The 22,706-nt window shown below is 64.8% G+C and carries 21 protein-coding genes; 8 read left to right on the top strand and 13 right to left on the bottom strand.

Annotated elements, in window-relative coordinates:
• Nucleotides 1–18 precede the first annotated feature (18 nt).
• The 6 genes from K410_RS0132170 to K410_RS0132195 form a co-directional block, all read right to left on the bottom strand.
• A complete protein-coding gene (locus tag K410_RS0132170; protein WP_028138687.1) occupies nucleotides 19–987 on the bottom strand; it encodes an NAD(P)H-dependent flavin oxidoreductase in 969 nt (322 codons plus the stop codon).
• Nucleotides 988–1,179: 192 nt separating this feature from the next.
• Entirely contained in the window at nucleotides 1,180–2,580 is a 1,401-nt protein-coding gene (locus tag K410_RS0132175; protein WP_028138688.1) for an aspartate ammonia-lyase, read from the bottom strand.
• Between the two features lie 35 nt (nucleotides 2,581–2,615).
• Complete coding sequence (locus K410_RS0132180; protein WP_028138689.1) at nucleotides 2,616–3,155, bottom strand: hypothetical protein; 540 nt, start codon at nucleotides 3,153–3,155, stop codon at nucleotides 2,616–2,618.
• A 46-nt stretch (nucleotides 3,156–3,201) separates the two neighbouring features.
• Nucleotides 3,202–3,804, bottom strand: a complete 603-nt coding sequence (locus tag K410_RS0132185; RefSeq protein WP_080672289.1) for a YqaA family protein — start codon at nucleotides 3,802–3,804, stop codon at nucleotides 3,202–3,204.
• 45 nt (nucleotides 3,805–3,849) lie between these two features.
• The gene (hisE, locus tag K410_RS0132190; RefSeq protein WP_028138691.1) at nucleotides 3,850–4,254 is read right to left on the bottom strand and encodes a phosphoribosyl-ATP diphosphatase; all 405 of its coding nucleotides are present in this window, start codon (nucleotides 4,252–4,254) and stop codon (nucleotides 3,850–3,852) included.
• Between the two features lie 118 nt (nucleotides 4,255–4,372).
• Nucleotides 4,373–4,735, bottom strand: coding sequence for a hypothetical protein (locus tag K410_RS0132195; RefSeq protein ID WP_028138692.1), 363 nt, complete (start codon nucleotides 4,733–4,735; stop codon nucleotides 4,373–4,375).
• 228 nt (nucleotides 4,736–4,963) lie between these two features.
• Here K410_RS0132195 and K410_RS0132200 point away from each other — a divergent pair, with 228 nt between their 5' ends.
• The 7 genes from K410_RS0132200 to K410_RS0132230 all read left to right on the top strand — a co-directional run bounded on the left by K410_RS0132200 (nucleotide 4,964) and on the right by K410_RS0132230 (nucleotide 13,974).
• Nucleotides 4,964–6,016, top strand: coding sequence for an ABC transporter substrate-binding protein (locus tag K410_RS0132200; protein WP_028138693.1), 1,053 nt, complete (start codon nucleotides 4,964–4,966; stop codon nucleotides 6,014–6,016).
• 86 nt (nucleotides 6,017–6,102) lie between these two features.
• Nucleotides 6,103–7,899 carry a glucan ABC transporter ATP-binding protein/ permease gene (locus tag K410_RS0132205; protein WP_028138694.1) on the top strand — a complete coding sequence of 599 codons (1,797 nt, stop codon included), beginning with the start codon at nucleotides 6,103–6,105 and terminating at the stop codon, nucleotides 7,897–7,899.
• Nucleotides 7,900–8,086: 187 nt separating this feature from the next.
• The gene (locus K410_RS0132210; protein WP_028138695.1) at nucleotides 8,087–9,616 is read left to right on the top strand and encodes a D-alanyl-D-alanine carboxypeptidase family protein; all 1,530 of its coding nucleotides are present in this window, start codon (nucleotides 8,087–8,089) and stop codon (nucleotides 9,614–9,616) included.
• A 188-nt stretch (nucleotides 9,617–9,804) separates the two neighbouring features.
• Nucleotides 9,805–11,490 carry a long-chain fatty acid--CoA ligase gene (locus K410_RS0132215; protein ID WP_028138696.1) on the top strand — a complete coding sequence of 562 codons (1,686 nt, stop codon included), beginning with the start codon at nucleotides 9,805–9,807 and terminating at the stop codon, nucleotides 11,488–11,490.
• A gap of 12 nt (nucleotides 11,491–11,502) precedes the next feature.
• The gene (locus K410_RS0132220; RefSeq protein WP_028138697.1) at nucleotides 11,503–12,075 is read left to right on the top strand and encodes a DUF924 family protein; all 573 of its coding nucleotides are present in this window, start codon (nucleotides 11,503–11,505) and stop codon (nucleotides 12,073–12,075) included.
• A gap of 107 nt (nucleotides 12,076–12,182) precedes the next feature.
• On the top strand, nucleotides 12,183–12,668 hold the full coding sequence (locus K410_RS0132225) for a peroxiredoxin (protein ID WP_028138698.1): 486 nt from the start codon (nucleotides 12,183–12,185) through the stop codon (nucleotides 12,666–12,668).
• Nucleotides 12,669–12,819: 151 nt separating this feature from the next.
• Nucleotides 12,820–13,974 (top strand): IS4 family transposase, encoded by a 1,155-nt coding sequence (locus tag K410_RS0132230; RefSeq protein WP_028134991.1) that lies wholly within the window; start codon nucleotides 12,820–12,822, stop codon nucleotides 13,972–13,974.
• Nucleotides 13,975–14,087: 113 nt separating this feature from the next.
• Here K410_RS0132230 and rnhA read toward each other — a convergent pair whose 3' ends face one another.
• The 3 genes from rnhA to ispH are packed head-to-tail and all read right to left on the bottom strand — an operon-like array spanning nucleotide 14,088 to nucleotide 16,519.
• Nucleotides 14,088–14,552 (bottom strand): ribonuclease HI, encoded by a 465-nt coding sequence (rnhA, locus tag K410_RS0132235; protein ID WP_028138699.1) that lies wholly within the window; start codon nucleotides 14,550–14,552, stop codon nucleotides 14,088–14,090.
• Nucleotides 14,549–15,544 (bottom strand): homoserine kinase, encoded by a 996-nt coding sequence (locus K410_RS0132240; RefSeq protein WP_028138700.1) that lies wholly within the window; start codon nucleotides 15,542–15,544, stop codon nucleotides 14,549–14,551. The genes rnhA and K410_RS0132240 overlap by 4 nt, the downstream gene beginning before the upstream one ends.
• A gap of 6 nt (nucleotides 15,545–15,550) precedes the next feature.
• Nucleotides 15,551–16,519 carry a 4-hydroxy-3-methylbut-2-enyl diphosphate reductase gene (gene ispH, locus K410_RS0132245; protein WP_028138701.1) on the bottom strand — a complete coding sequence of 323 codons (969 nt, stop codon included), beginning with the start codon at nucleotides 16,517–16,519 and terminating at the stop codon, nucleotides 15,551–15,553.
• 265 nt (nucleotides 16,520–16,784) lie between these two features.
• Between ispH and K410_RS0132250 the strand changes: the two genes are divergently transcribed.
• Complete coding sequence (locus K410_RS0132250) at nucleotides 16,785–17,480, top strand: DUF1013 domain-containing protein (RefSeq protein WP_028138702.1); 696 nt, start codon at nucleotides 16,785–16,787, stop codon at nucleotides 17,478–17,480.
• Nucleotides 17,481–17,579: 99 nt separating this feature from the next.
• On the opposite strand, the gene K410_RS0132255 is transcribed toward K410_RS0132250, so the two are convergent.
• The 4 genes from K410_RS0132255 to K410_RS0132270 all read right to left on the bottom strand — a co-directional run bounded on the left by K410_RS0132255 (nucleotide 17,580) and on the right by K410_RS0132270 (nucleotide 22,595).
• Nucleotides 17,580–18,326: an OmpW/AlkL family protein gene (locus tag K410_RS0132255; RefSeq protein WP_028138703.1), complete on the bottom strand. Its 747-nt coding sequence runs from the start codon at nucleotides 18,324–18,326 to the stop codon at nucleotides 17,580–17,582.
• 192 nt (nucleotides 18,327–18,518) lie between these two features.
• Nucleotides 18,519–18,788, bottom strand: coding sequence for a hypothetical protein (locus tag K410_RS0132260; protein ID WP_028138704.1), 270 nt, complete (start codon nucleotides 18,786–18,788; stop codon nucleotides 18,519–18,521).
• A 154-nt stretch (nucleotides 18,789–18,942) separates the two neighbouring features.
• Nucleotides 18,943–20,853: a propionyl-CoA synthetase gene (locus K410_RS0132265; RefSeq protein ID WP_028138705.1), complete on the bottom strand. Its 1,911-nt coding sequence runs from the start codon at nucleotides 20,851–20,853 to the stop codon at nucleotides 18,943–18,945.
• Nucleotides 20,854–21,203: 350 nt separating this feature from the next.
• Nucleotides 21,204–22,595 carry a tetratricopeptide repeat protein gene (locus K410_RS0132270; RefSeq protein WP_028138706.1) on the bottom strand — a complete coding sequence of 464 codons (1,392 nt, stop codon included), beginning with the start codon at nucleotides 22,593–22,595 and terminating at the stop codon, nucleotides 21,204–21,206.
• Nucleotides 22,596–22,706 lie beyond the last annotated feature (111 nt).

Consider the following 22,706-nt stretch of genomic DNA (forward strand, 5'->3'; position numbering starts at 1 on the left):
CGGCCGGGACAGGGGAAACTACAACGGCGGATCGATCGCTTCGTCGTATTCCTTCTTGAAGCGCGCGATCAGCTCGGCTGCGGGCACCACCTTGTCGATGCTGCCGATGCCCTGGCCGCTCCCCCAGATCTCCTTCCAGGCTTTCGGCTTGGCGCGTTCGCCGGAGGCGTCGGTGCCGAAATTCATCTTGGAGGGATCGGAGGTCGGCAGGTTGTCCGGATCCATGCCGGCGGCAAGGATCGAGGGCTTCAGATAATTGCCGTGCACGCCGGTGAAGAGGTTGGAATAGACGATGTCGTCGGCGCTCGAGCCCGCGATCATCTCCTTGTAGCGCTCGACCGCGTTGGCTTCCTTGGTCGCGATGAACGCCGAGCCGATATAGGCGAAGTCGGCGCCGAGGATGCGCGCGGCGCGGATCGCCTTGCCGTTGCCGATCGCACCCGACAGCGCGATCGGGCCGTCGAACCATTTTCGGGTCTCGGCGACGAAAGCCAGCGGCGAGATGGTGCCGGCGTGGCCGCCGGCCCCGGCCGCGACCAGGATCAGGCCGTCGGCACCCTTCTCGATCGCCTTGTGCGCGAACTTCTGGTTGATCACGTCGTGGAAGACGATGCCGCCCCAGCCGTGCACCGCCTGGTTCAGCTCCTCGCGGGCGCCGAGCGAGGAGATGATCATCGGCACCTTGTACTTGGCGCAGAGCTGCATGTCGTGGTCGAGCCGGTTGTTCGACTTGTGCACGATCTGGTTGACGGCAAACGGCGCCGACGGCCGTTCCGGATGGGCGCGGTCATAGGCCGCGAGCTCCTCGGTGATCCGTGCCAGCCATTCGTCGAGCAGCTCCGGCGGCCGCGCGTTCAGCGCCGGAAACGAACCGACCACCCCCGCCTTGCACTGCGCGATCACGAGATCGGGCACCGAGATGATGAAGAGCGGCGAGCCGATCACGGGGATCGACAGACGCCCCTTGAACAAGGCAGGCATGGACATTGCGAGACGATCCTCTGTTGGCCGGTCATGGAAGGTTGGGCGCCATACCAACAAGGCAATCTTTCCACTGTCAAGTATTGCGTTTTGACGCCGGCACGGATGCTCGTTGCCGCAATTCCAAGCAACGGAATTCTTCTTCCGCATTCAGGGCTCGCGCTTCGCGCGCCCCGGAATGACGGGAGGAGAGACCGCCTACCCAATCAAATCCGGATTGATCAGCCGCTCGAACGAGAACATCTCGTCCCACTTCTCCTGCGTCAGCAGCTGGCGTTCGACCACCACGATCTGGTGCAGCGACTTGCCGCTCTTGTAGCCCTCGCGCGCGATCTCGGCGCATTGCTTGTAGCCGAGGAGCGGCTTCAGCACCGTGACGATGCCGAGCGAGTTCAGCACCATGTTGCGGGTGTGCTCCTCGTTGGCTGTGATGCCGACGACGCAATTTTCGCGCAGGCTGTTGACCGCGCGCTCCATGGTTCGGATCGAGAAGAACAGCGCAAACGAGATCACCGGCTCCATCACGTTGAGCTGGAGCTGGCCCGCCGAGGCCGCCAGCGTCACCGTCGTATCGAGCCCGATGACGAGGAAGCTGGTCTGGTTGACCACTTCGGGGATCACGGGATTGACCTTGCCGGGCATGATCGACGAGCCCGGCTGCAGCTGCGGCAGGTTGATCTCGTTGAAGCCGGCGCGCGGGCCCGAGGCGAGCAGGCGGATGTCGTTGCAGATCTTGGTCAGCTTGCTCGCCGTGCGCTTCAGGACGCCCGAGAGCTGTACATAGGCGCCGGTGTCGGAGGTCGCCTCGACGAGATCGCCGGCGAGGATGAAGTCGACGCCGGTCAGCGCGCTCAGATGCCGGACCGCGAGCTTGGGATAACCGACCGCGGCCGTGACGGAGGTGCCGATCGCGGTGGCGCCGAGATTGATCTCGCGCAGCAGCGCACGGGCTTCCGAGATGCGCTCGACCTCCTCGCCGATCGTGGTGCCCCAGCCCCGAAATTCCGCCCCGAGCGACATCGGCACGGCATCCTGCAGATGCGTGCGGCCCATCTTCAGAACACGGTCGAACTCGCGCCCCTTGGCAAAGAAGGCTTCCTGGAGCTGGCGCAGCGCGGTCATGTAGCTCTCGAGCCGCAGGATCAGCGCGAGGCGAAAGGCGGTCGGATAGGTGTCGTTGGTCGACTGGCCGTAATTGACGTGATCGTTGGGGCTGACATGCTGGTAGTCGCCTTTGGCGAAGCCGAGCGATTCCAGCGCGAGATTCGCGATCACCTCGTTGGCGTTCATGTTGGTGGAGGTGCCGGCCCCCCCCTGAATGAAGTCGGTGACGAACTGATCCATCATCTCGCCGGCGATGACGCGGTCGCAGCCGAGGATGATCGCATCCGCGACCCTGGCGTCGAGCACGCCGAGATCGCGATTGGCCATGGCGGCGGCCTTCTTGACGTAACCGAGCGCCTTCACGAAGTAAGGCTCCTGGTTCATCGGAATGCCGGTGATGTGGAAGTTCTCCTTACCCCGGATGGTCTGGACGCCGTAATAGATGTCGTCGGCGATCTCACGCTGTCCGAGGAAGTCCTGCTCCGTCCGGCTCATGGGCGATCCTTGTTGCTTGCGCGCGGACCATCACGTCAGTTCTGGCACAGCGCGCTGGTCACGAAAGTATCGGTGCGGCAGTCGTCCGGCTTGCGTTGCCGGCCGGGGATCAAGACCTTGGCCGAGCATTTTTCCGCGGAATCGGCATTCAGGCTCTTGCCTTCCTTGTAGCCCTTGCCCTGGCAGAGCTGGTCGGCGGCTTGCTTGCAGTCTGGCGCGCCGTTCGACGAGACCGGGCAGGCCACGCGCCCCGACACCATGGTCGAGGGCTTGGCCAGCCGTGACAGGTCATTCATGGTTTCACTGGGGCTTTTGATCGGCGGCAGGATCGAAGGCAGCTTGTCGAACAGCTTGCCCATTTCATTGATCAGCCCGGGATTTTCCTCTTGCGCCGGCGGCGCCGATGGAGCGGGGGTCGACGGTGGCGGCGCGGCCTGCGCGCCCGGCGCCTGCAAGCCGAGCGATGGCGGCGCAGATTGCGTCAACGCGGTCCCGCCGCCGCCGAGCAGGAGCGAAAGCATCGCGAGAATCAGCGTGCCCGGTCGCATGACCTGTTTGCCGGATCGATCCGTCATGACCACAACCGTAGCCGAACCAGAGGTGACGGCAAAGCGCGGAGGTTTAGATCAGCTTGATCGCGACCACGAAGCCGAGCACCAGGACGATGGCGCCGAGGGCGACCCAGAGTCCGAGATGCCGCTCGATCCTGACCCGGATCCAGTCGCCGTAACGGTTGAGCAGGATCGCGACGACAAAGAAGCGTCCGCCGCGCGCAACGATCGAGCACAGGATGAACAGGATGATGTTGTAGCCGGCAAAGCCCGAGGTGATGGTGACGAGCTTGTAGGGAATCGGCGTCAGCCCCTTGAGCAGGATGATGACGGCACCCCATTCCGCATAGGAGGCCCGGAAGGCGTCGACCTTGTCGGCAAGGCCGTAGACCTGGATCAGCCATTGGCCGACCGAGTCGAACAGCAGGGCACCGATGGCATACCCGACCACGCCGCCGAGCACCGAGGTCACGGTGCAGATCGCGGCGTAGAGCCAGGCGCGCTGCGGGCGCGCCAGCGACATCGGAATCAGCATCACGTCCGGCGGGACCGGAAAGAAGGAGCTCTCGGCGAAGGATACGGCACCCATGATCCAGAGCGCGTATGGCTTGTGGGCGGCGTCGATGCACCAGTCGTAAATACGTTTCAGCATGGCGCCGCGATGAAGCACCATGGGACGGATTTGTCCATGCCGAGATTGGGGCGAATTGTGAGGTTTCTAGTGGCGCTTGCGCGCGGCGCGACCCTCGAGCGCGACAATTGGCCGCCTGGTGGCCACGCGCGGTGAAGCGACCTTGGGCAGCTTCATCGAGGATTTCGGCAGCTTCTCGGCGATGCCGAGCATGTCTTCCCGCCGCGTCATCTCGCGCCAGACGTCCTCGGGGCGCACGCCGGCAGAGGCCCAGAGCACGGTGAGATTGTACAAGAGGTCGGCGCTTTCCCGGATCACGGCCTCGGAGTCGCCATTGACGGCATCGATCACAACCTCGATGGCCTCTTCGGCGAGCTTCTTTGCCATTTTCGAGGGCCCGCGCTGAAACAGCCGGGCGGTCCGCGATGTTGCCGGATCAAGATCCCTGGCCGCGAGCACAGCCAGATATAGCCGCTCAAGCGAATCACTCATGGTACTCAAAACTACTCTAAACAAATGGCGGGCGTGTTAACGCACGACAATAGAAGCAGAAAACAGGCCGGCGCGGCAAGCGCGACGGCCTGTTCGCCGATGACGCAGGGCCGATCGGTTAATAGCAGCTGTAGCCGGAATAGCCGTGGGCGCACGGGTTTTTGTAGCCGCCATAGGTGTAGCGGCGGCTCGAATCGTAGTAGTACGAACCATAGCCGGGGCCGCTGTAATAGACTGGGCCGCCCCCGTAGTAATAACCCGGACCCGGGTCATAGGCGTACGCATCCCGGCTGGCTGCGATCGCCAGGCCGGTCGCGGCCAGGCCGAACATCGCTGCGGCAGCGGCGGCGCCGCCACCACCGCCATGCCAATGACGACCGCCCGCGTAAGAGGCGGTGGGTGCAGCGGCGGTCAGAGCCACCACGGCGGCGGTAGCAAGAATGGCCTTGCGGCCCGCAATCTTGGAGAATCGGTCGAACATGTCTTGGGCCCTCCTTTGGGACCTGGGAATGGACGCCTGCGGACAGGCTCATGCATTCAAACCCGCATGACCTAAGTTGGGTTCCCCAACCCCAACACAAGCTGAACGGGGTTGCGTAATCGTGACGCAACCGCCGCTCATCCGCCGTTCATGTTGGCGCGCGCACGGTGTCGCCGGCCGGCGCTGCGAGCGTCACGAAACCACAACAATGCGGGACCGGCGCAACTGATGTCGGAATTCAAGACGATCGCGCTTCGTTGCCTGCTGGCCCTCACGATCTCGCTCGCGACACTGATTCCACGCGGTGTCAGCGCGGCCGAGACGCCTGCGCCGTCCTCAATTGCCATTCACTTCAGCTTCGACCGCCCGCCCGACGCAAGCATGGCGCCGTTCTTCCTTGCGGCAAAGGACGGCAGGTTCGGCGCCGAGCGTCTGAACGTGTCCTTCAGCAGCGCGGCCGGATCGCCGGAGGCACTCGCCCGCGTCGCCAAGGGCGCCAGCGAGCTTGCGCTCGTCGACATCAACGAGCTGATCCGGTTTCGCGACAAGGAGGACGCGGCGCCGGTCAAGGCGGTGTTCGTGCTGTTCAACCGCGCGCCCTACGCGATCATGGCGCGCAAGAGCCGCGGCATCCATCTGTTGCCCGATCTCGACGGCAAGACCGTCGGCGTTGCCGAGGCCGACCTGTCGATGCGGCTGTGGCCGGCGCTGGCGCAGCAGAATGGCATCAAGGCATCGCGCGTCAAATTCCACAAGATCAGCGCGGCGGTGCGCGAGCCGATCCTCTCCGCGGGACAGGTCGATGCCGTCGCGGGTTTCAGCCACCTCTCGGCGGTGAACCTGCGCGACCGCGGCGTGCCCGGCGCCGATCTCGTGGTGCTGCGCTATGCCGATTACGGCTGCGAGGCCTATGGCTTCGCCGTGGCGGTCAATGCCGCCTTCGCCGCAGCAAAGCCGGACGCCGTGAAAGGCTTCGTCCGCGCCTTGATCGGCGGCATCGCCGCGACCGTCAAGGAGCCGGCGCGTGCGGCGGACGACGCCGCGAGCCGCATCGGCGGCGGCGACCGCGACCTGGAGCTGCAACGCCTGCGCACCGTCCTTGCCGACAACGTCCTGACCGACGAGGTCAAGCGCAACGGACTCGGCGGCATCGAGCCACGGCGCCTGGAGCGCTCGATCGACCAGATCGCGCAGGACTTCAAATTCCGCAAGCGGCCGACCCCGGGCGACGTCTTCGACGACCAATTCCTGCCGCCGGTCGCCGAACGGCTGATCAATTGAGAAAAATCGGCGGCTTCCGCTATATCTCGCGCGCGATCCCGGCTTAGAATACGGGCTCCGTCGTCCGCTCGAGCTTCGTCACCCGCATGTCCATCCTCCGTCTCTATACCCGCGTTCTCGAATTACTCGGCAGCGAGGCGCGGCTGGGCTGGCTGCTCGCGGTCGCCAATCTCCTGCTGGCGGGCTCGCAATTCGCCGAACCCGTGCTGTTCGGCCGGATCGTCGACGTGCTCTCCGGCAAGACCGTGGCCGGCTCGAACTCGGCCTGGCCGTTCCTGGCCGCCTGGGTCGCGTTCGGGCTCTTCACCATCCTGTGCAGCGCGATCGTGGCCTTGCAGGCCGACCGGCTCTCGCACCGCCAGCGCCAGGCGGTGCTGACCGACTATTTCGAGCACATTCTGCAACTGCCGCTGACCTTCCACTCCGGCACTCATTCGGGCCGGCTGATGAAGGTAATGCTCAACGGCACCGACGCCTTGTGGCGGCTGTGGCTCGGCTTCTTCCGCGAGCATTTTGCCGCGATCCTCTCTGTCGTGGTGCTGCTGCCGCTGTCGCTCTACCTGAACTGGCGGCTCGCCATCCTGCTGTTCGTGCTCTGCATCGTCTTCACCGCACTGACGACCTTCGTGGTGCGCAAGACCTTCGGCATGCAGATGGAAGTCGAGGAGCAATATAGCGAGCTCTCGGCGCGCGCTTCCGACGCACTCGGCAACGTCGCGCTGGTGCAAAGCTTCGTCCGCGTCGAGGCCGAGGTGAAGGGGCTGCGCTCCGTCGCCGATCAATTGCTCGAAGCCCAGATGCCGGTGCTGTCGTGGTGGGCGCTGGTCACCGTCATCACGCGCGCCTCCACCACCATCACGGTGCTGGCGATCTTCACGTTCGGCATCGCGCTGCACGACCAGGGACTGACCTCGGTCGGCGAGATCGTGATGTTCGTGAGCTTCGCGACGATGCTGATCCAGAAGCTCGAACAGGTCGTGAGCTTCATCAACAACGTGTTCATGGAAGCCCCGCGCCTGCGCGAGTTCTTCAATGTGCTCGACGCCGTGCCCGCCGTGCGCGACCGCTCCGACGCGATCGACGCCGGCAGGCTGTCCGGCCTCGTCGAGTTCAACGACGTCACCTTCTCCTATGACGGCAAGCGGCCGGCGATCGAGGATCTCACCTTCACCGCGCTGCCCGGCCAGACCATCGCGCTGGTCGGCCCGACCGGCGCCGGCAAATCGACCGCGATCGCGCTCTTGCACCGCGCCTTCGACCCGCAATCCGGCGTCATCAAGATCGACGGCATGGACGTGCGCGGCGTGACGCTGACCTCGCTGCGGCGGAACATCGGCGTCGTATTCCAGGAAGCGCTGCTGTTCAACCGGTCGATCGCGGAGAATTTGCGCGTCGGCAAGCCGGATGCGACCGAGGCCGAGATGCGCCAAGCGGCCGCGCGCGCGCAGGCGCTCGAGTTCATCGAGCGCAGCGGCGGCTTCGAGACCAATGCCGGCGAGCGCGGGCGCATGCTGTCCGGCGGCGAGCGGCAACGCCTGTCGATCGCCCGCGCGCTGCTGAAGGACCCGCCGATCCTGATCCTGGACGAAGCCACCTCGGCGCTCGACGCCGTCACCGAGGCCAAGGTGAATGCCGCTCTCGACGAAGTGATGAAGGGCCGGACCACCTTCGTGATCGCCCATCGCCTCTCCACCATCCGCAACGCCACGCGGATCCTGGTGTTCGAGAACGGCCGCGTGACCGAAAGCGGAACTTTCGATGAACTCGTGGCCAAAGGCGGCCATTTTGCCGAGCTCGCCAGGGCTCAGTTCATGGTGCAGGAAAGCGCACGGGCCAGCGTGACGACCGCTGAGGCTGCTGCGACGGCCGCCAAATCCCCCTAGCAAGTCCCCACTGCGCCGTCGAAATTCGGCCTATTTCATTGCGGAATACCGCACCCGGCCCCCTATTCTCGACGCATCAGCCGGTATAGGTTCGCTGCGCCGCAAGCGGCGGCGCCGGATTTCAGACCGACAATCAGATCACGAGAGCCGCCGGGAACCGGCGGGCCCCAAGGACCGGAATCGGATAGTGCACGCCCTACGCCCGCTGCTTCGCAAATCCTTGTTCAACCTGTTCGCTGCGACTCTCGCATGTGCCGCGCTGCTGGCGCCGCGCGGAGCGAGCGCCGAGGCGCTGCTGCTGATCGAGGCCGACAGCGGCAAGGTGCTGCAGGCGGAAAACGCGACCATTCCCTGGTATCCGGCCTCCGTCACCAAGATCATGACCGCCTATGTGACGTTGAAGGCGGTCAAGGAGGGCAGACTGACGCTCGACACGCTGCTCACGGTTTCGCCGGTCGCTGCCTCGCAATCGCCCTCGAAGATGGGGTTCCGTCCGGGAACGCAGCTCACCGTCGACAACGCGCTGAAGATGGTGATGGTCAAGTCGGCAAACGACATGGCCGTGGTGCTCGCCGAAGGTGTCGGCGGTTCGGTCGACGGCTTCTCCGCGATCATGAACGACACCGCGAGGAAGCTCGGCATGACGCAGACCAGCTACGTCAATCCGAACGGCCTGCCCGCCGAAGGCCAGATCACGTCGGCGCGCGACCTCGGCATTCTCGCGCGCGCATTCCTGCGCGACCTGCCGGAATACGAATATTTCGTGCACATCCCGGCGATCCGCTTCGGCAAGCGCGTCACCGGCAATTTCAACAAGCTGATCGGCCGCTATCCCGGCGCCGACGGTTTCAAGACCGGCTTCATCTGCGCCTCCGGCTACAATCTCGTCGCCTCGGCCACGCGCAACGGTCGCCGGCTGATCGCGGTGGTGCTGGGCGCGAGCTCCGGCACCGCGCGCGCGGTGAAGGCCGCGCAGCTGCTGGAGCGCGGCTTCAGCCAGGACACTCTGACATGGCTTCGCCCCTCGCTCGGCACGGTCGACAACCTTGTGCCGGTCGACGCCTCGCCGCCGAACCTGCGCGACGAGATGTGCGGGCCCCACCGCAAGCGGCCGGCCAGCGACGACGACGATGCGCTGATTGCCGCCAATGGCGGCGCCACCGGGTCGGCGTCCGCGACCGGCGGCGAAGCCCAGGTGACCTTCTTCACCGCCGGCCTGCAGCCGCCCCTGATGAAGGCCTCCGAGCTGATGGCCTCGGCGCCGGCGCCGACCGAGCCCGTGCTGGTCTACACCGGCCCGACCCGCACCGGCCCCGCCCTGATCGCGGCGGTCGCGGCCGATGCCGACCAGCAGGCGGCGTCCTCCAAGCCGCGTGGCAAGAAGTCGCGCGTGGCCAAGAAGCCGGATGCGGCCGACAAGCCGAAAGACGCGGCCAAGGATGCCAGCAAGGACACCAAAACCGCGGCGGCGAAGCCGGATGCCAAGCCGGCTGGAGTCAAGAGCAACGGTGGGAACAACGGCAAGAACGACGCAAAGAGCGACCCCAAGATTGCGGCGAAGCCGGCAGCGCCTAAGCATGCTGCCGCCAAGCCTGATGCCACCAAGGCTGATGCGGCGGCTAAACCTGCCGAGAAGCCCGCGGCCGGCGGCGATCCGAAGCCCGCCAAGCCCAAGGCCGCGACCAAGCCCGCGGCCAAGCCGGCCAACAACAGTTAACGGCGCACCCCGGGCCGATCCGGCCCGGCTTCGCACCTGCGACAGCCATTCGCGACGATTCCAGTAGCCACTTCCCGACCTTTGCCCTAAGCGTCGACGGCTTGCCACCGGTTCCGGCAGGCTCGATACTGGCGGCAATGCGGCAAGCCCGAGACACAACGGGCTCTGGTCAATGAGGGGAGTTTTCCATGGAGCGCATCTGGCTCAAACAATATCCGCCCGGCGTGCCCGCCGATATCGAGCCGACCCAATACGCATCGCTGGTCGACCTGCTGGAGGAGAGCTTCACCAAGTTCGCCGACCGCAAGGCGTTCATCTGCATGGACAAGTCGATCAGCTACCGCGACCTCGACCAGATGTCGGTCGCCCTCGCAGCCTATCTTCAGGGCCGCGGACTGCAGCGCGGCGCCCGCGTCGCCCTCATGATGCCGAACGTGCTGCAATATCCGGTCGCGACCGCTGCGGTGCTGCGGGCCGGCTTCGCTGTCGTCAACGTCAACCCGCTCTACACCCCGCGTGAGCTCGAGCACCAGCTCAAGGATTCCGGCGCCGAAGCCATCATCGTGCTGGAGAATTTCGCCCACACCGTCGAGCAGGTGATCGCCAGGACGGCGGTGAAGCATGTCATCGTCGCCAGCATGGGCGACCTGCTCGGCTTCAAGGGCGTGATCGTCAACCTGGTCGTTCGCCGCGTCAAGAAGATGGTGCCGGCGTGGTCGCTGCCGGGCTCGGTCTCCTTCAACGACGCACTGTCCGCCGGCCGCGGCATGACCTTCAGCAAGCCCAAACTCTCGCCGGGCGACGTCGCCTTCCTGCAATATACCGGCGGCACCACCGGCCTCTCCAAGGGCGCCACCCTGCTCCATCGCAACATCGTCGCGAACGTGCTGCAGAACGATGCCTGGCTGCAGCCGGCGCTCGCCGCGCCGCCGCATGTCGATCAGCTCATGATCGTCTGCGCGCTGCCGCTCTATCACATCTTCGCGCTGACGGCCTGCTACCTGCTCGCGGTCCGCGCCGGCGGCTGCAATCTCCTGATCCCGAACCCGCGCGACATCCCCGGCTTCATCAAGGAGCTGGCGAAATACCAGGTCAACAGCTTCCCGGCCGTCAACACGCTCTACAACGGCCTGATGCACCATCCCGACTTCAAGAAGCTCGACTTCTCCAAGCTGAAGATCTCCAACGGCGGCGGCATGGCGGTGCAGCGTCCCGTGGCCGATCAATGGAAGGCGGTCACCGGCTGCTTCATTGCCGAGGGATACGGCCTGTCGGAGACGTCCCCGACGCTGACCTGCAATCCGGCAACGGCAACCGAATTCACGGGATCGATCGGCATCCCGGTGCCGTCGACTTACATCTCCATCCGCGACGATGACGGCAAGGAGGTCCCGCTCGGCCAGGCCGGCGAGATCTGCGCCAAGGGTCCGCAGGTGATGTCGGGCTACTGGAACAGACCGGAGGAGACCGCCAAGGTGATGACCGCGGACGGCTATTTCCGCACCGGCGACATCGGCATCATGGACGAGAAGGGCTACACCAAGATCGTCGACCGCAAGAAGGACATGATCCTGGTCTCCGGCTTCAACGTCTATCCGAACGAGGTCGAGGAAGTGATCGCGGGCCATCCGGGCGTGCTCGAATGCGCCGTGATCGGCATCCCCGATTCCAAGTCGGGCGAAGCGGTGAAGGCTTTCGTGGTGAAGAAGGATCCCAACCTCACCGCCGAGGCGGTGATCAAATTCTGTCAGGAGCAGCTCACCGGCTACAAGGTACCCAAGCAGATCGAATTCCGCACCGACCTGCCCAAGACCAATGTCGGCAAGATCCTGCGGCGACAGCTGCGCGACGAGAAGAAGGCAGAGGCGGCGTAAGCTGCACCGCTGATGACGGACGTCGATGACATCGCGCCATCAGGCATTCTTGCCTTCTGGCGCGAAGCCGGCCGCGAGCGCTGGTACGGGCGCGACGACGCTTTCGACGCAGAGATCACGCGTCGCTTTCTTGCGCTGTGGCAGAAGGCGGCCGGCGGCGAACTGGCATCATGGGAAGACAGTGACGCAGGCGCACTCGCGCTCGTCATCGTGCTCGACCAATTTCCCCGCAACATGTTTCGCGGCACGCCCGAGGCCTTTGCCAGCGACGCGCTGGCGCGCGAGGTCGCTCGCCGCGCCATCGATCGGGGTGTCGATGCCAGGGTCGATCCGATCCTGCGCGAATTCCTCTATCTGCCCTTCATGCATTCGGAGCACCTGCCCGACCAGCTGCATTGCGTCGCGCTGTTCCAAGGGGCCGGCAATGCTGACAAGGCCGACAATGCCGAGAACCTGAAATACGCCCGGGAGCATGCCGACATCATCCGCCGCTTCGGCCGCTTCCCTCACCGCAACCGCGTCCTCGGGCGTTCGTCCACGGCGGAAGAGCAGGCCTTCCTCGACAGTGGCGGTTTTTCCGGCTGATGACATCGAGGTGAAGGGCCGCAGCCTGCGCCGCTTTCATTGCCGGCAATATTGTGCAGGCCCGCCGCACGGTCTAAAAAGCGGGACCGATTTTCAGGAGACTGACCATGGCGATCCAGATTGGCGACAAGCTGCCCGAGGCGAAGTTCCGCGTGATGACCGCGGAAGGCCCGCAGGTGAAGACCACCGACGATATCTTCAAGGGCAAGAAGGTGGCGCTGTTCGCGGTGCCCGGCGCCTACACCGGCACGTGCCACAAGATGCATCTGCCGAGCATCTTCCTCAACGCCTACGCCATGAAGGACAAGGGCGTCGACAGCATCGCGATCGTCTCCGTCAACGACGCCTTCGTCATGAACGCCTGGAAGCGCGACACCGACCAGCGCGACGAGGCCACCTTCCTCGCCGACGGCAACGCCGACTTCACCAAGGCGATCGGCATGGAGCTCGACGCCTCCGCCAACGGCCTCGGCATCCGCTCCAAGCGCTATTCGATGCTGGTCGAGGACGGCGTGGTCAAGAAGCTGAACCTCGAGGCGATGCCCGGCAAGGTCGAGGTCTCCGGCGGCGATACGCTGCTGGGGCAGCTGTAAGCTTTAGCCGTTTTCTATCCAAGGACGACGTCATGCCCGGGCTTGTCCCACGGCTGTCCGGTTTAATTTTCGTAGACAGGGCGCATGGCGTGGATTCTTCTGCGGTCTTGAGCATCGCCAAATGTTCGAGACACGCCAGGAGAGTCCCGCCATGCGCCACCACAATACAGTATTTCACGGCATTCTGAACTTGGTGCCGTGGGGTGTTCTGGATCGGCTTGTGGACAGGTACCAGGCCAACAAGCGGGTGCGGCGGCTCAGCACACAGGATCAGTTTGTTGCGATGCTGTACGCGCAGCTTTCGGACGCCCAGAGCCTGCGGTCGATCGAGGCCTCCTTCGAGAGCCATGCCGCACGGCTCTACCATCTCGGAACCAAAGAGCTGTCGCGCTCGACCTTGGCTGACGCCAACGCCAAGCGGTCCAGCGCGGTGTTTGCCGAACTGTTGGCGGTGCTGATGGGCCGCTGCGAACGTGATCTTGCCGATAAACTGGCCGAAGCGGTGTATCTGGTTGATTCGACCGGCTTTCGGCTGAACTCTCTGAGTTCCGATTGGGCGCGGTTTTGCTCCGGCGTGCATGGGGTCAAGCTGCATATCGTCTACAATCCGGACAGTGAGCGTCCGAGCTTCGCCGAACTGACGCCCGCCAACGTCAACGACATCACCGTCGCCAAGGCTATGCCGATCCGCCCCGGGGCCACTTATATCTTCGACCTCGGCTACTACGACTATGGCTGGTGGGCTGAGCTCGACGCTGCGGGATGCCGCCTGGTGACCCGGCTCAAGGTCAACACGCCCCTGAGCGACACGGTCGAGAACAAGCTGCCTGAAGGCTCCTGCGCACTCTCCGACCGCATAGGTCTGTTGCCCGCGCGGCAAGCAAAGTCCCGCAAAAACCCCTTCAAGGATCCAGTGCGCGAGATCACGGTTCGCACCGAGACCGGCAAGATCCTGCGCATCGTGACCAATGATCTCGATGCCCCGGCCGACGAGATTGCTGAACTCTACAAGAGGCGCTGGCAGATCGAGCTGTTTTTCCGCTGGATCAAGCACACTCTCAAAATCCGTCACTTCTTCGGCACGTCCGAGAATGCCGTGCGAATCCAGATCACCATCGCGCTGATCGCCTTCCTGCTCCTGCGCTCAGCCCACAAAGCACAACAAAGCGTTGAGAACCTGCTGATCTTCACCCGTCTGGTCGCTCAAAATCTCATGCAGCGGCGGCAGATCGATCACCTTCTCGACCCACCGCCCCCAATGATCAGAAACGACCGCCAGATGAGCTTAAGACTATGCCAAAATTAAACCGGACAGCCGTGGGCTTGTCCCGGCCATCCACGTTCTTGGCTCCGCGTGGCAAGGCGTGGATGGCCGGGTCAAGCCCGGCCATGACGAATGGAGAGAGCCAGCGCCCCTCGCTACTCGCTGATCCGGGTCTGCGTCCTCGCCTTTACGATGCCGTCTCGGGCGAGCTGATCGGCGCGCTCGTTCTCGGGGTGGCCGGCGTGGCCCTTGACCCAGTGCCAGCGGATCTCGTGCTGCTTCAGCGCGGCGTCGAGGCGCTGCCATAGCTCGACATTCTTCACCGGCTTCTTGTCGGCGGTGCGCCAGCCGTTGCGCTTCCAGCCGAAGATCCAGCCGGTGATGCCCTGCCGGACGTACTGGCTGTCGGTGTAGAGATCGACGATGCACGGCCTCTTCAGCGCTTCGAGCGCCGAGATCGCCGCCATCAGCTCCATCTGGTTGTTGGTGGTGTGCGGCTGGCCGCCGTTCAGCTCTTTTTCCTTGTCGCCGAACCTCAGGATCGCGCCCCAGCCGCCCGGGCCGGGATTTCCCGAGCAGGCGCCGTCGGTATAGATGGTGACATTCGGACGCTCGCTCACGCCACCAGCCCCGAGGGCATCAGCCCGTAGTCGCGCACGCTGCTGACGCCCTGGTGAAAGCGCAGCTTGCGGACATATTCCAGCGGATCCTTCGGCTTCACCAGCGCGCCGGGCGGCACGTTGAGCCAATCGACCAGCCGCGTCAGCAGGAAGCGGATCGCCGCTCCGCGGGCCAGCAGCGGCAGCGCGGCCTCTTCCGCCTCGGAGAGCTTTCGCACCCGGCCATAGGCGTTGAGGAAGGCCCTCGCCTTGGTGACGTTGAAGGAATGATCAGGCTCGAAGCACCACGCGTTGAGGCAGATCGCGACGTCGTAGGCCAGCATGTCGTTGCAGGCGAAGGTGAAGTCGATGATCCCGGAGAGCTTGTCGCCGAGGAAGAAGACGTTGTCGTTGAAGAGGTCGGCGTGGATCACGCCTTCCGGCAGATCGGTCGGCCAGATTCCGCTCGAGAGATGATCGAGCTCGGCCGCGAGGAATGCCCGCAGGCCCGGCTGCACCTCGTCGGCGCGGTGTGAGGCCGCATCGAACAGCGGCCGCCAGCCGGAGACCGACAGCGCGTTGGCGCGCCTGATCCCGAAGTTCGCGCCGGCCAGATGCATCTTCGCCAGCCCCTCGCCCACTCCGGCACAATGCGCCACGTTCGGCTTGCGCGGCCACATGCCTTCGAGAAAGGTGATGATCGCCGCAGGCCGTCCCGACAGCTCGCGCAGCGCCTCGCCGTCGCGTCCCTTCACCGGAAGCGGGCAATTGACGCCGTGCTCGGCCAGATGCGTCATCAGCGCGAGGAAGAACGGCAGATCGTTCTTCGCCACGCGCTTCTCGTAGAGCGTGAGGATGAACGACGCCTGCTTGCCCCCCTGGCTGGTATGCAGCAGGAAGTTGGTGTTCTCGACGCCCTCGGCGATGCCCTTGTAGGAGAGCAATTCGCCGAGCTCATATTGCTTCAGGAAATCCGCAAGCTCGTCGGCGGCGACGTCGGTATAGACCGCCATCAAGGTCTACTCGGCGGCAGCTTCGGGACGCACCTGACGCGGCAGCGGGAAGAACTCGTTCTCTTCCGCGGCCGAGACCGTCTCCACATGCAGCGTGTAGCGCTCGGCGAAGGCGTCCATGATCTCCTCGACGATCACCTCAGGCGCGGAGGCGCCCGCGGTGATGCCGAGGCTCGTGAGGTTGCCGAACTTGTCCCAGTCGATGTCCGCGGCACGTTGCGCCAGCACCGCGATCTTGCAGCCCTCGCGCTCGGCGACCTCGCGCAGGCGCTGCGAGTTCGACGAATTGGGGGCACCGACGACGATGAGCGCGTCCACCACCGGCGCCACCTTCTTCACCGCGAGCTGGCGGTTGGTGGTGGCGTAGCAGATGTCTTCCTTGTGCGGGCCGTTGATGTTGGGGAAGCGCTCCTTCAAGAGCGCCACGATCTCCGCGGTGTCGTCGATCGACAGCGTGGTCTGGGTCACGAAGGCGAGGTTGTTGGGATCCTTCGGCGCGATGGTCTTGGCGTCCTCGGCGGTCTCGATCAGGGTCACGGCGCCGGCCGGAAGCTGGCCGAGCGTGCCGACCACCTCGGGGTGATGGGAATGGCCGATCAGGAAGATCTCGCGGCCCCGCTTGAAATGGATCGCGGCCTCGCGATGGACCTTGGTCACCAGCGGGCAGGTCGCATCCAGCGAGAACAGATTGCGGGACTGGGCGTCGGCCGGAACCGATTTCGGCACGCCATGCGCCGAGAACACCACCGGCGCGGTAGTGTTCTCCGGGATTTCGGCGAGCTCCTCGACGAAGATGGCGCCCTTCTTCTTCAACCCGTCCACGACGTATTTGTTGTGCACAATCTCGTGGCGAACATAGACGGGGGCGCCATATTTATCGAGCGCCCGTTCCACGGTGTCGATCGCCCGGACCACCCCGGCACAGAAGCCGCGGGGAGAACAAAGCACGATCTTGAGGTCTGGTTTGGCTGACATTGAGCGATCTCGGGACCGAATCACCCGTTTCGCCTTCTGGCGGGGGCGGTCGATTGATGGAATAGGGCTTAAAACGGTCGGGTTGAACTATACCGCGATTTCCAAGGGAATTGGGCCCCCTTTCGGGCGCTGTCAAGGCACTATCTATAGCAGAACCATTGCGTGGCCAGCCCCTCCCGGCTTATATAACGCGAATTCCCTGTCATCGCTGATGACCACCGGTTTCGCCTCCAGAGGGGTGGGCGAAGCACAAAGGAGATTTGCCATGAGCAACGCACCTCTGATGCCCAAGGCGACCGCCGTCTGGCTGCTCGACAACACCGCGCTGACCTTCGACCAGGTCGCCGATTTCACCAAAATGCATCCCCTCGAGGTGCGCGCGATCGCCGACGGCGATGCGGCCCAGGGCATCAAGGGCATGGATCCCCTCTCCAACGGCCAGCTCACCCGCGAGGAGATCGAGAAGGGCGAGAAGAACCCGGATTACCGGCTCCGCCTCCAGGAGAGCAAGGTGGTGCTGCCGCCGCAGCCCAAGCGCAAGGGCCCGCGCTACACCCCGGTGTCGCGCCGCCACGAGCGTCCGAGCGCCATCCTCTGGCTGCTGCGCAGCCATCCTGAGCTCAAGGATGCCCAGATCATGCGTCTGGTCGGCACCACCAAGAGCACCATTGCCAGCGTGCGTGACCGCACCCACTGGAACACGTCCCAGCTCACCCCGATCGATCCCGTCACTCTCGGCCTCTGCTCGCAGATCGAGCTCGATTTCGAGGTACAGCGCGCCGCGAAGGAGAAGCCGATCGATGCGGCCTATGGCGGCGCCACGCTGCTGCCGGCCTCCGAGACCACCCGCAAGGACGAATACGAATCCGCGGAGAAGTCCAGCGACGACCTCAACGTCGATGCCGTGTTCGCCAAGCTGAAGACGCTCGGCGGCAAGAAGCAGGACGACGAGGAGGAGTAACTCCTCCTTCGACGATCGACCGCACAAAAAACGCGGCAGGGAAACCTGCCGCGTTTTTCGTGTGAGATCGCGGGCGTCGAGACGAACGCCGCAAGCGCCTCAGAACTTGTACGTCACGCCGGCGCCGACCAGCCACGGATCGATATGGGCGGTGCCGGTGACCGGCAGGCCGGAGACGGTCGCGCTGAAATCCGGGCGCAGCCAGAGCTTCTTGACGTCGACGTTGAGACCCCAGTGCCGGTCGATCATGTAGTCAAAGCCGAACTGGACGGCGCCGCCCCAGGCGTTGCTGACGTGCAGGTTGGTGGTGGTGGCAACGATCGCGGGCGGACCGGCGATGGCGGCGGGCGAATTGGCCGCCGAATTGTTGAAGAACACGGTGTAGTTCACGCCGGCGCCGACATACGGCTTAAACGCGCCGAACTGGTCGAAGTGATATTGCAGCGTCAGCGTCGGCGGCAGGAGCGTGGTCTTGCCGATCGGAAGGCTCGCGAGCGAGCCGGTGCCAGTGATCGAGTGCCGGGTCACACCCAGGATCAATTCGGCCGCGATGTTCTTGGTGAAGAAATAGCTGATGTCGAGTTCGGGGACGACCTGGTCGCTGATCGAGAGCCCGGAGTTCGGCGAGGACAGCGAGGGCACGCCCGCCACATTGACGGTCGAGCCGCCGCCGTCCGGCAACACGCCGAGCACGCGCAGGCGAATCATCCACGGATTGAAAGCCTCCACCGGCGGCGGCGCCTTCTTGTAAACCGGCAAATCGGCGGCCTGCACCGATGCAAGCGTGCCCGCGAGCATCGCGCCAAGAGTCGCAAGCCGCGCCAGGTTTCTTGTCGTTCTCTGCATTTCAATCCCCTTCAGCCATTTCCCGCGCATCGTTGCGCGACATGAGCGTCAGAGCAGAAAGGGGCCGCTGGAGGATTTGATCCCGATCAATTCAGGCGGACGCCGCCACGATTTGGGCACGGCGTTGCAGATGTGTCACGAAAAGCACCAACGCACGGCGCGTGGAGCGGCACCATAATGCCGCGACTCACATCACGGCCGCACGGGATTGTTCAGCATGTACTCGCCGAGGTCGCGCTGGCGGCGGTCGGCGCGGGCGGTGGCGGCATTGCGCTGGACGTCGCGGTCCTTGCGGCAGGCCACGTATTCCGGCGAACCCTGCGCATAGCCGCGGCCCTGGCACACCGCGTCGTCATCGTCGCCGCCCACCGCCACCGGATTCTGGTAGCGCGCGGAGCAGGCGGAGAGAGCGACGGCGAGAGCCAAGGCGATCAGCAGGCGCGGCGCGGCGGCAATTGGCATCGAGGGTCCCTTGTTGACCGACCCTGTTTAGCGGGGAATGAGGAGAATGTAAGTCGGCAACACCGTCATTCCGGGGCGGTGCGAAGCATCGAATCCGGAATCTCGAGATCCCGGGTTCGGTTCTGCGAACCCGCCCCCGGGATGACGCTTCGCGTCACACCCGCCCCTTCAGCGCCTCCCCGATCTCGTCGAGCGCCTTGGGATCCTCGATCGTCGCCGGCATGGTCCAGGAGTCGCCGTCGGCGATCTTCTTGATGGTGCCGCGCAGAATCTTGCCGGAGCGCGTCTTGGGCAGGCGGCCGACGGTAATGGCGAGCTTGAAGGCGGCGACCGGGCCGAGCTTGTCGCGCACCAGCGCAATGATCTCCTTCTCGATCTCGGCCGGCGGGCGTTTCACGCCGGCCTTGAGCACCAGGAAGCCGCAGGGCACCTCGCCCTTGATCGCGTCCTTGACGCCGAGCACGGCGCATTCGGCGACATCGGGATGCGAGGCCAGGATCTCCTCCATGCCGCCGGTGGAGAGCCGATGGCCGGCGACGTTGATGATGTCGTCGGTGCGGCCCATGACGAAGACGTAGCCGTCCTCGTCCTTGTAGCCGGCATCCGAGGTTTTGTAATAGCCGGGGAATTCGCTCAAATACGCTTCCTTGAAGCGCGCATCCTGATTCCACAGCGTCGGCAGGCAGCCCGGCGGCATCGGCAGCTTGATGACGATCGAGCCCATCGTGTTGGGTCCCACGGGCTTGGCCGCCTCGTCGACCACGTCGACCTGATAGCCCGGCATCGGTACCGTCGGCGAGCCATGCTTCACCGGCAGCATGCCGAGCCCGACCGGATTGCCGGCGATGCACCAGCCAGTCTCGGTCTGCCACCAATGGTCGATCACCGGCACCTTGAGCTGCTGCTCTGCCCATTCCACTGTCGGCGGATCGGCGCGCTCCCCGGCCAGGAACAGCGTGCGGAACTTGGACAGATCATATTGCCGGATGAACTTTCCTTCCGGGTCCTCCTTCCGGATCGCGCGGAACGCGGTCGGCGCGGTGAAGAACGCAACCGCCTTGTGCTCCGAGATCACGCGCCAGAACGCGCCGGCGTCGGGCGTGCCGACCGGCTTGCCCTCATACATGATCGTGGTCGCGCCGTGCAAGAGCGGGCCATAGACGATGTAGCTGTGACCGACCACCCAGCCGATGTCGGAGCCGCACCACCACACCTCGCCCGGCTTGACGCCATAGAGGTTGAACATCGACCATTTCACCGCGACGAGATGGCCGCCATTGTCGCGCACGACGCCCTTCGGGATGCCCGTGGTGCCCGAGGTGTAGAGGATGTAGAGCGGATCGGTCGCCGCAACGGGCACGCAAGCTGCCTTCTTGCCCTCGTTCAGCGCCTTGCGGCGCAGGCTCGCCCAATCGTAGTCCCGGCCCGGCGTCAGATCGCAGGTGAGCTGCGGACGTTGCAGCACGATGCAGGCTTTCGGCTTGCTGCGGGCAAGCTTGATCGCCTCGTCGAGCAGCGGCTTGTACTGCACGATGCGGCCGGGCTCGATGCCGCAGCTTGCGGAGAGAATCAGTTTCGGCTGCGCGTCGTCGATGCGGGTGGCGAGCTCCTTCGCGGCGAAGCCGCCGAACACCACCGAATGCACCGCCCCGATCCGCGCGCAGGCGAGCATCGCGACCACGGCCTCCGGCACCATCGGCATGTAGAGGATGACACGGTCGCCCTTGGCGACGCCGAAATCCTGCATGATGGCGCCAAGCGCCTGCACCTCGCTCAGCAGCTCAGCGTAGGTCAGCTTGGTGACGCTGCCGGTCAGCGGCGAATCGTGGATCAGCGCGACCTGGTCGGCGCGGCCGCGTTCGACATGACGGTCGAGCGCGTTGTAGCAGGTGTTGACGATGCCGTCGCTGAACCAGCGGCCGTAGGTTCCTTGGCTGGGATCGAAGATTGTCTTGGCCGGCTGGATCCAGTCGATCTCCTTCGCCGCCTCGGCCCAGAAGCCTTCGGGGTCGGCGAGAGAGCGCGCATGGACCTCATGATAACGACTTTTACCGTCGACGTTCATTCCCGCGCTCCCGTCCCTTTATCCGCCTGGGCCCTGACCCTTGTGGCAGGACGAGCGTCCCGCCATGACCAGGATCAATCGCCGGCCTTGTTTGGGAGCTATTTTCCCGGGATCGGGCCGCGGTTCAAGCTGAAAAGGACGAGTCGCTTCTCCCTCTCCCCGCTGGCGGCAGGGCTATCGGCATATGGGGGATGGGCTGGGGCACGACAGTACCCACATCGTCATGGCCGGGCCTCGCCGCGCCAAAGCGGCTTCGGCCGCGCAGGCGGGACAGGCCCGGGCATGACGACCTCTGCTAGATGTTCAAATGCGATTGCCCTGCCGCTTGCGGGGAGAGGCGAAGAACCCGCCTAGCTCTCGATCGCGTTCAGCTTCTGCAACCGCTCCTGCATGATCTTCTTCAGGTCATAGCCCGGCCGGCCGAAGCTCGCGTTGCGGGTACTAAGGAAATCGCGCTGGGACTTGCGCAGCTCGCCGGCGGAGCGCTTGCTCGCCGATTTCAGCACGCGCTCGTAGGTCTCGGCGATCTGGCGGTCGAGCACGCCGAGCTGCGGATCGGCGCAGATCACTTGCTCGACCTCGCGCTTGGCGGTGGCGCAATCGAATGACGGACCGCGGTCGTCGGGCGAGCGCGCGTGCATGGGACCCGGGGACGCCGCGCCGAATTTCGCGATCTCGGCAATCATGGCCCGGCGGCCATTCGCTGCGTTCTCGTTGCCGGGGTCGAGCTTCAGCGCCATCTCGTAATCCGCCAGCGCCTTCTTACGCTCGCCCATCTTCTTGTAGAGCACGGCACGGTTGTTGTAGGTCTTTGCGAAATTCGGATCGAGCTTCAGCGCGGCCTCGTAGTCGCTCAGCGCGGCCCCGAGCTCGCCCTTGAATTGATAGGAATCGCCGCGGTTGGTCAGGAAGTTGGCGCGCGGCTCCCGCCGGATCGCGAGGTCGTAGTCGGCAATGGCCTTGTCGTACTCGCCCATCGCAGCATAGGTCAGGCCACGGTTGTCGTAATACTCCGGCACCTTGGGATCGCGCCTGATCGCCTCGCCGTCATCGGCGACCGCCTTGTCGAGCTGGCCGAGCTTCTTATAGGCCGCCCCACGATTGGTATAGGTGCGGGGCCGGTCGGGGTCGAGCCGCAGGGCCTCGTCGAAGTTCTTGATCGCCTTCTCGTTGTCGCCGCCGAGATAATAGGCCACGCCGCGGTCGGACCAGGCCTGCGCAAAGTCCGGCTTCAGCTTGATCGCCTGGTCGTAGTCGGCGAGCGCGCGGTCGAGCCGGCGCTGATTGGTGTAGACGACGCCGCGCAGCTCGTAGGCCTCAGCGTCTGCGGGGTCGAGCTCGATCGCCTTGCTGAGGTCGGCCGCCGCGCGGTTGAGGTCGCCGCCGGCCTCGCGCAGGAGGTCGCCGCGCAGGCGCCAGGCCCTTGCATTCCTGCCGTCCAGCGCAATGGCGCGGTCGATGTCCCGCAGAGCCTGGGTGAGGCCGCCCGAAGTCCGGGCATGGGCATCGGCGCGAACCAGCAGGGCCGCGGCGCGATCGGAGGCGGGATTGGCGGCCTGGTCGATGATGGTCGCGCAGGCGGCTATCAGCTCCGCTGGAGCAGCCTTGCTGCCCATCACGCAGTCGGTCCCGGCCGAGGCCGGCGCAGCGAGGACGAGGCTCATGGCAGCACCGAGAAGAAAGGCGCGAAACGAACTCTTGGCAAGCCAAAGCGCTTGCGCGGAATGATGCGTGCCGCACATGGCAGTTTGCTCCGTGACGTCAGGTTTTCACCATTGTCGCGGCGGGCACGGGATGGGTTCAATTCGCGTCTGTCCACCCCTTACTCTCGGCACGAAGAACGTGGATGCCCC

The sequence above is a fragment of the Bradyrhizobium sp. 22 genome (genome assembly GCF_000482425.1).
GTDB classification, from domain to species: domain Bacteria; phylum Pseudomonadota; class Alphaproteobacteria; order Rhizobiales; family Xanthobacteraceae; genus Bradyrhizobium; species Bradyrhizobium japonicum_B.

Coding starts and splice junctions, on each gene's coding strand:
- K410_RS0132255 (WP_028138703.1), bottom strand. CDS start 18,326: ATGCAGAGAACGACAAGAAACCTGGCGCGGCTTGCGACTCTTGGCGCG.
- ispH (WP_028138701.1), bottom strand. CDS start 16,519: ATGTCAGCCAAACCAGACCTCAAGATCGTGCTTTGTTCTCCCCGCGGC.
- K410_RS0132250 (WP_028138702.1), top strand. CDS start 16,785: ATGAGCAACGCACCTCTGATGCCCAAGGCGACCGCCGTCTGGCTGCTC.
- K410_RS0132215 (WP_028138696.1), top strand. CDS start 9,805: ATGGAGCGCATCTGGCTCAAACAATATCCGCCCGGCGTGCCCGCCGAT.
- K410_RS0132195 (WP_028138692.1), bottom strand. CDS start 4,735: ATGTTCGACCGATTCTCCAAGATTGCGGGCCGCAAGGCCATTCTTGCT.
- K410_RS0132230 (WP_028134991.1), top strand. CDS start 12,820: ATGCGCCACCACAATACAGTATTTCACGGCATTCTGAACTTGGTGCCG.
- K410_RS0132240 (WP_028138700.1), bottom strand. CDS start 15,544: ATGGCGGTCTATACCGACGTCGCCGCCGACGAGCTTGCGGATTTCCTG.
- K410_RS0132260 (WP_028138704.1), bottom strand. CDS start 18,788: ATGCCAATTGCCGCCGCGCCGCGCCTGCTGATCGCCTTGGCTCTCGCC.
- K410_RS0132265 (WP_028138705.1), bottom strand. CDS start 20,853: ATGAACGTCGACGGTAAAAGTCGTTATCATGAGGTCCATGCGCGCTCT.
- K410_RS0132205 (WP_028138694.1), top strand. CDS start 6,103: ATGTCCATCCTCCGTCTCTATACCCGCGTTCTCGAATTACTCGGCAGC.
- K410_RS0132185 (WP_080672289.1), bottom strand. CDS start 3,804: ATGGTGCTTCATCGCGGCGCCATGCTGAAACGTATTTACGACTGGTGC.
- K410_RS0132175 (WP_028138688.1), bottom strand. CDS start 2,580: ATGAGCCGGACGGAGCAGGACTTCCTCGGACAGCGTGAGATCGCCGAC.
- K410_RS0132270 (WP_028138706.1), bottom strand. CDS start 22,595: ATGTGCGGCACGCATCATTCCGCGCAAGCGCTTTGGCTTGCCAAGAGT.
- K410_RS0132200 (WP_028138693.1), top strand. CDS start 4,964: ATGTCGGAATTCAAGACGATCGCGCTTCGTTGCCTGCTGGCCCTCACG.
- K410_RS0132220 (WP_028138697.1), top strand. CDS start 11,503: ATGACGGACGTCGATGACATCGCGCCATCAGGCATTCTTGCCTTCTGG.
- K410_RS0132225 (WP_028138698.1), top strand. CDS start 12,183: ATGGCGATCCAGATTGGCGACAAGCTGCCCGAGGCGAAGTTCCGCGTG.
- K410_RS0132170 (WP_028138687.1), bottom strand. CDS start 987: ATGTCCATGCCTGCCTTGTTCAAGGGGCGTCTGTCGATCCCCGTGATC.
- hisE (WP_028138691.1), bottom strand. CDS start 4,254: ATGAGTGATTCGCTTGAGCGGCTATATCTGGCTGTGCTCGCGGCCAGG.
- K410_RS0132180 (WP_028138689.1), bottom strand. CDS start 3,155: ATGACGGATCGATCCGGCAAACAGGTCATGCGACCGGGCACGCTGATT.